General features: G+C 37.5%; 7 protein-coding genes, 16 tRNA genes, 1 rRNA gene and 1 other annotated feature (1 of these 25 only partly in view). Of the genes, 3 read left to right on the top strand and 21 right to left on the bottom strand.

Going from position 1 to position 8,264, the window contains the following annotated elements:
• Window positions 1–164: a binding site (T-box leader), on the bottom strand; it reaches 54 nt to the left of the window's first position.
• A gap of 42 nt (window positions 165–206) precedes the next feature.
• The 4 genes from P2Q73_RS02130 to P2Q73_RS02145 form a co-directional block, all read right to left on the bottom strand.
• Window positions 207–1,199: an LLM class flavin-dependent oxidoreductase gene (locus P2Q73_RS02130; RefSeq protein WP_275783416.1), complete on the bottom strand. Its 993-nt coding sequence runs from the start codon at window positions 1,197–1,199 to the stop codon at window positions 207–209.
• Between the two features lie 207 nt (window positions 1,200–1,406).
• A complete protein-coding gene (locus P2Q73_RS02135) occupies window positions 1,407–1,553 on the bottom strand; it encodes a hypothetical protein (protein WP_275783420.1) in 147 nt (48 codons plus the stop codon).
• 187 nt (window positions 1,554–1,740) lie between these two features.
• Entirely contained in the window at window positions 1,741–2,430 is a 690-nt protein-coding gene (locus tag P2Q73_RS02140; RefSeq protein ID WP_056833464.1) for an N-acetylmuramoyl-L-alanine amidase family protein, read from the bottom strand.
• 102 nt (window positions 2,431–2,532) lie between these two features.
• The gene (locus P2Q73_RS02145; RefSeq protein WP_275783428.1) at window positions 2,533–2,793 is read right to left on the bottom strand and encodes a phage holin; all 261 of its coding nucleotides are present in this window, start codon (window positions 2,791–2,793) and stop codon (window positions 2,533–2,535) included.
• A 290-nt stretch (window positions 2,794–3,083) separates the two neighbouring features.
• Here P2Q73_RS02145 and P2Q73_RS02150 point away from each other — a divergent pair, with 290 nt between their 5' ends.
• The 3 genes from P2Q73_RS02150 (at window position 3,084) to P2Q73_RS02160 (ending at window position 5,965) form a co-directional block, all read left to right on the top strand.
• Complete coding sequence (locus P2Q73_RS02150; protein ID WP_275783431.1) at window positions 3,084–3,419, top strand: helix-turn-helix domain-containing protein; 336 nt, start codon at window positions 3,084–3,086, stop codon at window positions 3,417–3,419.
• Between the two features lie 14 nt (window positions 3,420–3,433).
• On the top strand, window positions 3,434–3,898 hold the full coding sequence (locus P2Q73_RS02155) for an ImmA/IrrE family metallo-endopeptidase (protein ID WP_275783434.1): 465 nt from the start codon (window positions 3,434–3,436) through the stop codon (window positions 3,896–3,898).
• A 585-nt stretch (window positions 3,899–4,483) separates the two neighbouring features.
• Entirely contained in the window at window positions 4,484–5,965 is a 1,482-nt protein-coding gene (locus tag P2Q73_RS02160; protein WP_275783437.1) for an alkaline phosphatase family protein, read from the top strand.
• Between the two features lie 300 nt (window positions 5,966–6,265).
• Here the strand turns inward: P2Q73_RS02160 and P2Q73_RS02170 are convergent.
• The 17 genes from P2Q73_RS02170 to rrf all read right to left on the bottom strand — a co-directional run bounded on the left by P2Q73_RS02170 (window position 6,266) and on the right by rrf (window position 8,111).
• Window positions 6,266–6,347 (bottom strand) — tRNA-Leu (locus P2Q73_RS02170).
• A 32-nt stretch (window positions 6,348–6,379) separates the two neighbouring features.
• Window positions 6,380–6,453 (bottom strand) — tRNA-Cys (locus tag P2Q73_RS02175).
• A 10-nt stretch (window positions 6,454–6,463) separates the two neighbouring features.
• Window positions 6,464–6,538 (bottom strand) — tRNA-Gly (locus tag P2Q73_RS02180).
• Window positions 6,539–6,544: 6 nt separating this feature from the next.
• Window positions 6,545–6,616 (bottom strand) — tRNA-Gln (locus tag P2Q73_RS02185).
• Window position 6,617: 1 nt separating this feature from the next.
• Window positions 6,618–6,693: transfer RNA gene (locus tag P2Q73_RS02190), tRNA-His, on the bottom strand.
• 38 nt (window positions 6,694–6,731) lie between these two features.
• Window positions 6,732–6,807, bottom strand: a tRNA-His gene (locus P2Q73_RS02195).
• 25 nt (window positions 6,808–6,832) lie between these two features.
• Window positions 6,833–6,906 (bottom strand) — tRNA-Trp (locus P2Q73_RS02200).
• A gap of 10 nt (window positions 6,907–6,916) precedes the next feature.
• Window positions 6,917–7,000, bottom strand: a tRNA-Tyr gene (locus P2Q73_RS02205).
• A gap of 8 nt (window positions 7,001–7,008) precedes the next feature.
• Window positions 7,009–7,084 (bottom strand) — tRNA-Thr (locus tag P2Q73_RS02210).
• 8 nt (window positions 7,085–7,092) lie between these two features.
• A tRNA-Phe gene (locus tag P2Q73_RS02215) sits at window positions 7,093–7,168 on the bottom strand.
• Between the two features lie 268 nt (window positions 7,169–7,436).
• A tRNA-Asp gene (locus tag P2Q73_RS02220) sits at window positions 7,437–7,512 on the bottom strand.
• Between the two features lie 3 nt (window positions 7,513–7,515).
• Window positions 7,516–7,592 (bottom strand) — tRNA-Met (locus tag P2Q73_RS02225).
• A 19-nt stretch (window positions 7,593–7,611) separates the two neighbouring features.
• Window positions 7,612–7,687, bottom strand: a tRNA-Val gene (locus P2Q73_RS02230).
• Between the two features lie 24 nt (window positions 7,688–7,711).
• Window positions 7,712–7,786: transfer RNA gene (locus P2Q73_RS02235), tRNA-Glu, on the bottom strand.
• Between the two features lie 27 nt (window positions 7,787–7,813).
• Window positions 7,814–7,905, bottom strand: a tRNA-Ser gene (locus P2Q73_RS02240).
• 5 nt (window positions 7,906–7,910) lie between these two features.
• Window positions 7,911–7,985, bottom strand: a tRNA-Asn gene (locus tag P2Q73_RS02245).
• A 10-nt stretch (window positions 7,986–7,995) separates the two neighbouring features.
• Window positions 7,996–8,111 (bottom strand): 5S ribosomal RNA (rrf, locus tag P2Q73_RS02250).
• Window positions 8,112–8,264 lie beyond the last annotated feature (153 nt).

Consider the following 8,264-nt stretch of genomic DNA (forward strand, 5'->3'; position numbering starts at 1 on the left):
AATTTAGCGAACTATCTCAAACGTTGGTTAACGACAACGAACCGGTTATGTTTGCATAACATCTCCGTGGTAGGTTTCAACAAGAAGCGGTGATATAGCTCTCAGCAATTGCTATATTTTCTGTTTCACAATTCTCATTTACTTGGTCACATCTTAGACTGTATTACTAATAATATACCAAATACTCGCAATTAATACAATGAGTCTTAAAACAATTCAGCCGCTAACAATCGATACACATCTAAACGCTTCTCTTGCGAATGTGGGATACTACAGATCATTGCTTCGTCAAATCCATACATTTCTTGTTCATCTTGTAAAATCGTTGCAACTTCTTTTGCACTTCCAACTAAATGTATCTTACGATTTTCTTGAATCATCATTCGATCCATTTCAGTTAATGGATACTCTTGTGCTTCTTCTGGTGTCATCGTTTGCATTATCGACCCTCTCATTAAAGAAAGTCTAGAAATATCTTGAGGAAGTGCTTGAAACTCTGCTTCTTCTTTTGTTTCAGCTACTGTCGCTAGGTAAGTCACAGAAATCTCTGGTTTCTCCATAAAAGCTGAAGCTTGAAAGTTCTTTCTATATGCTTCTAAAATTTCCTTATTCATTCCACCATTGAAAAACTGTGCAAACGAATATCCAACACCCATACGTCCTGCCTGAATTGCACTATTACCACTGGACCCAAGTAACCATGCCTCCGGTAACATTATGTTATAAGGTGTCGCGATTGTTTTATTATATAGGCTATCTTCCGGCACTTCATCGTTCATTAGCTTTAGAGCTGTTTTAAATTTCTCATACATATTATTCAACATTGGCTGGCGCCCCTCAGATAAAGCATAAATGGAATAGTTATCCCCACCTGGAGCTCGGCCAACTCCAAAATCAATTCGGCCAGGTGAAAAAGCACTTAGCGTTTTAAATACTTCTGCAAGTTTTAACGGAGAATAATGCATCATCATTACTCCACCGGTTCCAATGCGTATATTTTTCGTTTTGGCAGCAAGATGTGTGGCTGTTATCTCAGGTGATGAACTAGCAAAAGCTTTTGTTCCATGATGCTCTGCCATCCACATTCGATAATATCCTAGCTTATCCGCCAATATAGCTAACTCTTCTGCTTTTTTTAGGGCTCCCTCTGCTGTATTACCTTTTGTTATAGGAGCTTGATCTAGTACGCTTAATCTCATCGTAATACTTCCTTTCACTTCAACCGTTCCTTATGTATTACGATAACTTTCAATAACCTCCATGTAAATTTTTATGCCTAACTACCAAAATACTTCCGTTTCTTAAATCAGACATATAAACCAAAATAAAAAAGCTTATAAATGCTAATAATTCAACATTTATATGCTTATCATTATGAATATCAATATTACTTATGGAAAACCCTTTTATGCCCAATGTAACTTTTGATGGGATCTGTCTTCTATTTTTATTTCATCATATATTTTCTTCGCTTTTTCTTGTGCTTCTGTTTTTGATTTCGCATATACATCAATAATTTTTCCTTCAATAATAAAATTATATTTTTTTATCATTCTTTATTTCCTCCTTCAGATTATCCAATTATTTGTTTATTATTATTTACCCGCATTATTATTAAATAAACTTTTATAGGATAGCTCTATTAGAAATAGTCATAAAAAAAAGCCCCACACATTTAAGTGAATAGGGCTTAGATAGGTTTCGACAAATTTTTGATAGTTTTTAAAGAAAGGACATTTTTTATTTCACTCTTAACACTTGTCCTACATAAATAGTGTAATTGGCATCAAGCCCATTCCAATCTTTAATCTGTTGCACTGTGCTACCATATGTTTGACTTAATGAATAAACAGTATCCCCACTCACAACTGTATGATAAACAGCTGTAGTTTTCTTTGGAAGATTGAAGCATTTAGCTATGCCGTTCACATGACCTCGAGCTAAAGATTCAATGAAGGAAGCTGTTTTCAACTTAGCAGCATCATTTGTATTATCAATAAATCCATTCTCAGTCAAAAGAGCTGGCATATTAGATTCACGTAACATGTGGAAGTTTTCCTGTTTCTTTCCACGATCAGTATAGTTTACAAGCTTTAATATTTCTTCATGAATAGTATTCTGATAAGTAGTAGTAGGTGCACCTACTCCAGGATAAACATAATCCTCATAGCCTGTTCCACCACCGGCATTAATGTGAACAGAAAGGAGAAAGTCAGCTGCCCATGAATTAGCTGCATTTGTACGCTGCGTCAAAGTTAAAGATTGATCTCCTGTTCGACTCATTAACACACTTACATTGTTGTACTCAGCAAGCAGAATATCTTTAATTCTAGTTGAAATTTGCAATGTTAGATTTTTTTCCTGTAACCCATTCCCCACTGCGCCTGAATCCGTCCCACCATGACCTGCATCAATAAATACTTTTACCATAATTAATCACCCCATTTTAGTTTTGTATTACGATGTACAACTTCTTACCTCTGTTTTATCACATTACCTACATTACCACCACCTCCTTAAAGAATTACTTAGTTAGTTGTAGTTCATAGCTCTTTGACTATCAGCAAAATTCTCTGTAGTTGGATCTTGAATATTTCCGATTGTAGCAAACAATCCAAATACGACATTTACTACCGCGAATACCCAATCTTGAATCTCTTCAGTTAACTGAAAACTCGTCCAACCAATAGCATGGGCACCAATTAAAAGTAACTCAATTAAAATAAATAATTGGGCAACAAAACTCGACACCCAGAGCTTGTTTTTAAAACGTACTTTCCAGTTAATTTTCATAATTTCACCTTCCATTTCTTCTTTGAATAGATAACAAAAGAATAAGTTTCATTTGTGAAACTTTCAAAACAAAAAAATAATAAATTTATAACAATATTAACTTATTTTCATTTTCATAATGTTAATCTCCTTTCAAATCTAAGAATTAAAGTTTCACTTGTGAAACTTATAAGATGACTTTAACAGGTAAAAGTTTCATAGTCAACAACTTTTTAATAAAAATTTTAAAATAAGTTGTCATAAGTGAAACTTTAGATTATACTTACATTAATTAATAGGGGGTAGTAACGATGTATTCAATAGGCAAAGAGTTAAAAAAAATTAGAGATGAAGAAAAGTTATCTCAGGAAGAATTTGCAGAAAGAATAAATAGAAAAGCAGGTCTTTCAATTACAAAGGGTATGGTATCCAAATGGGAATCAGATACTACTGAACCTAAAACAAGGATGTTACGAGCTATTGCAGAAACCTTTAATGTCTCTATGGATAGAATACTTGGATTAGACACTAAACAGTCTTATTCAAAAATTGAAACCCTTGCTGCCCACATCGATGATGATGTTACAGATGAAGAAATGGAAGCAATTAAAAACTACATTAACTATATTAAATTCAAACGAGATTAAATGAGGTGTAATGTGTGGATTATGAACGATTGATAATTGAATACCCGCATATAAAGATTATTGAAGATCCAACAATGCCTAAAGGTCTCGGTGGAATATATATAGATAAAAGGATATATATAAATAAGCTAAAAAATAGTTATGAAAAACATGGTATTCTTGCAGAAGAATTGGGACATTACGAAACGACATACGGGGACATTACCGATTTAAATCTAGTCCAAAATCAAAAATTAGAACTCGTTGCTAGAAGATGGGGATATGAAAAAGTTGTATCACTCGAAAAGCTGATAGAATGTTATGAGCTGAGGAAAATTACCTTAGAGGATGTTTGTGTTCATATCGAAATAACTGCAGATTACTTAAAAAAATCGATTGATTATTATGTCGATAAATACGGACTGAAAAAAGTTTACAAAGGATATGAAATCACTTTTGATCCGCTGAATATTAAACCCATAGATGCCATAAAGTTTTAAATACACGCGATTATCAATGGCGTTTTTCAATCGATAAAATAGAAAATATAAACTCTATACTTAAATTGATAATGAATGTAATTTAGTTATAAAAATTCACAGGCATTCAAAAGTTCTACTATCATTATGTTGGTATATTTCATGGTCCTCATTTATACTTAGATCAAATTTATTATTGATGAAATTGTGACTGTTAGTATAACGAAGCTAACTTAGATAATTCTTTTCCAAAAAGTTTGTGTGTATAAAGTAGGATTCGGTCCACCGGTATCATTAATTAAATTATGAAATTGCTTTAATAAAAATAAAATCCTTGTAAATGTTGTTAAATTAACATTTACGAGGATTTTTTGTTTTTGAGAAAAGGATATTTGTCATGTTGCTAGAAAGTATAAGTTCCCATTTACGCTTAAAGCAAAAGGAACCAAAATGCTGTCTGAAGCAGATGAAACAAATGAAGGACCAGCACATTTTACAATTTTTCATCTCTACAGGAAAAAAATGGGTAGTATAATAAATTCTAAAAATCAAAAGATATAAAATAGTGTACTTTCTAAAAGTAAATGGTAGTGAGGATGAAACCATATGAAGCAAGACCCACAAACGCTAAAACCAGTAATTTTGCTAAACATTGATTCTTTGATGCCCGAACCGCTAGAAATTGCCATCCAAACCGGACTAGCTCCTGCCTTAAAATTTCTAATGGAAAACGGCAGTTATATTCCCAATATGGTCAGTTCATTTCCGACAATGTCTGTCACTATTGATAGCACTCTCTTGACAGGTACATATGCTGATGAACACCATGTTCCTGGCTTAACTTGGTACGATGATTCCAGAATGGAGATTATTAACTACGGGACTGGTTTTCGCGAAACGTTTAGGTTAGGAATGCGTAGTACCGCCCATAATATGCTTTACCGACTGAATAATGAGCATTTAAGTAGTGAGGTTTCTACAATTTATGAGGATTTGGCCAACAAGGGAATTCCTTCCGCTTCTATTAATTCTTTTGTCTATCGCGGAAATACCCCACATCGGTTACACGTACCTCGATTACTCAGTACACTGACCCGCTTCAAGAACGGTGAATGGACAACCAACGCCACATCCATTTTCTCTTTAGGTCTCTTTTCTAAATTGCGACCGTGGGGATTCACAACGCAAATAGCTGCTGGAAATTATAAATTTACAGCCCGGGAGCTCAGATATTTAATACGTAAGGACAAACTCCCAGGATTTACATTCTGCATATTTCAAGATATGGACACCCGCCTTCATTTCAAGGGTCCGAAAGATTTAAAAGGAATTACAAAAATTGACCGAGAAATCCAAAAAACGTTGAATATGTATCCAAGCTGGGAGGAAGCTCTCAATCGGAATGTATGGATGGTGATGGGAGATAACGGCCATTCTCCAACCGGTTCCAACTACCGGAAATTTATTATTGATTTACGTAAAATACTAAAAAAATATCGCATATCCAGACTTGAAAGCAGCGTACGCAAAAAAGACCAGCTTGTCCTATGTGTAAATCAGCGTATGGCTTATATTTACATATTGGATAAGAACCTACCACTATCTGTTATTGCAGAACGTCTAATGAATGATAGACGAATCGATATAATTGCCTGGAAGGATAATAACTATATAAACATTACATCTGGCATGAGACAAGGAATATTGCGTTTCTGTCCAACTGGTAAATACAAGGATGAATATAACCAAACATGGAGTATAGAGGGAAACATCGAACTTCTGGATTTGCATGTAAAAAATGAAAAAGAGGTATCTTACGGGAATTATCCAGATGCGTTAGCTAGGATTTATAGTGCATTACACTCCCATTCGGGTCGTTTCATTGTCGTTAACGCTAAACCAGGTTGTGATTTTAAAGCCCAATCCACACCATTCCACCTTAGTGGGGCAGCGCACGGTTCATTACACAAACAAGAAACACTTGTACCATTATTGATTGCAGGAACCACCGCAAGTCCAACATTCCCACGTATTGTCGATATGAAAGAATTTATACTTCGGTTATGCTCCGAACAACGTGGTGAGTAGGGGATGACTTCAAAAGCAACTTAAAGCAAAAGGAATGAAAATGCTGACTGAAGCAGGAAATGAAGGACCAGCTCATTTTACAATTGAAGATCCAGATGGGAATCAAATTCTTGTAGATCAACATCGATAAAAAAGAAGGAATAATGCTATCTACATACAACATGTAAATGGGAACTTATACTTTCTAGCAACAATACAAATATGCTTTTCTCAAAAACAAAAAAATCCTCGTAAATGTTAATTTAATAACATTTACGAGGATTTTATTTTTATTAAAACAAATCAAAATTTAATTAATGATACCGGTGGTCGGGGTCGAACCGACACTCTCGAAAGAACGGGATTTTGAGTCCCGCGCGTCTGCCAATTCCGCCACACCGGCAAATAAAGTGTTTCAAATGTTAAATTAAAAATTGGAGGCGGCAACCGGATTTGAACCGGTGATAAAGGTGTTGCAGACCTGTGCCTTACCACTTGGCTATGCCGCCGAATTATAGTTGGAGCGGAAGACGAGGTTCGAACTCGCGACCCCCACCTTGGCAAGGTGGTGTTCTACCACTGAACTACTTCCGCAAAAAACTGGGGTACCTGGATTCGAACCAGGGCATGACGGAATCAAAATCCGTTGCCTTACCGCTTGGCTATACCCCAATGGGGCGACTGATGGGAATTGAACCCACGAATGCCGGAATCACAATCCGGTGCGTTAACCACTTCGCCACAATCGCCATTATTAAATAAAAAAAGAGCTAACTCAAAAGGAATATGGGGCGACTGATGGGAATTGAACCCACGAATGTCGGAATCACAATCCGATGCGTTAACCACTTCGCCACAACCGCCATTATTCAAAGTTAACTTATAAATTGGCAGGGGCAGTAGGAATCGAACCCACATCAAAGGTTTTGGAGACCTCTATTCTACCGTTAAACTATGCCCCTATATAAAAAATGGTGGAGGGGGACGGATTCGAACCGCCGAACCCTAAGGAGCGGATTTACAGTCCGCCGCGTTTAGCCACTTCGCTACCCCTCCACTATTAGTGGTGCCGGAAAGAGGACTTGAACCCCCAACCTACTGATTACAAGTCAGTTGCTCTACCAATTGAGCTATTCCGGCATTTTAAATGGTGGCTCAGGACGGAATCGAACCGCCGACACAAGGATTTTCAGTCCTTTGCTCTACCGACTGAGCTACTGAGCCTTCTTCGATTTGCACTAAGCTACGTATCTCTTCGTTAGCTACATTCGTTCAGTCAGTTACGTACTTTAGTACGCGTCTTTCTTCACTCAATTGCTTCCTCGACCTACTTGCTTATTCCAAATCTCTAATCGATTTACGCTAAGCTGCGCAACTCTTTGTCAGCTGCACTCACTTATTCAGTCACGTACTTTAGTACGCTCCTTCTTTCGTTCGATTGCTTCCTCGATTTGCTTGCTTATCCTAAATCTCTAATTTATTAATTGATAAATGGCGGTCCCGACCGGGATCGAACCGGCGATCTCCTGCGTGACAGGCAGGCATGTTAACCGCTACACCACGGGACCATTTGGTTGCGGGGACAGGATTTGAACCTGTGACCTTCGGGTTATGAGCCCGACGAGCTACCGAACTGCTCCACCCCGCGACAATATTATATTTTTTAATGGTGGAGGATGACGGGCTCGAACCGCCGACCCTCTGCTTGTAAGGCAGATGCTCTCCCAGCTGAGCTAATCCTCCAAAAACACTGGTTAATTATTTAAATGGTGACCCCTACGGGATTCGAACCCGTGTTACCGCCGTGAAAGGGCGGTGTCTTAACCGCTTGACCAAGGGGCCATTATATTATGTAGAGAGAAAATTATCTGGCGGAGAGCAAGGGATTTGAACCCTTGAGACAGGGTTACCCGCCTACACGATTTCCAATCGTGCTCCTTCGGCCACTCGGACAGCTCTCCAGAAATGGCTCCGAAGGTAGGACTCGAACCTACGACCGATCGGTTAACAGCCGATTGCTCTACCACTGAGCTACTTCGGAATATTATTATGCCAAGCGACGTCCTACTCTCACAGGGGGAGACCCCCAACTACCATCGGCGCTGAAGAGCTTAACTTCCGTGTTCGGTATGGGAACGGGTGTGGCCTCTTCGCCATCATCACTAGACATATTAATTTGAAAGACAAGATTAATTGTACCATAACTAGAGATTATTTCAATAGTTTTTTGATAAAATTTCTATATTCTTTCAAAACTGGATAAAAGACATTGATGCTCGTAAATTCATATTTGGTTAAGTCCTCGATCGATTAGTATTCG

It is taken from the genome of Bacillus sp. Cr_A10, assembly GCF_029222665.1.
Taxonomy (GTDB): Bacteria; Bacillota; Bacilli; order Bacillales_A; family Planococcaceae; genus Psychrobacillus.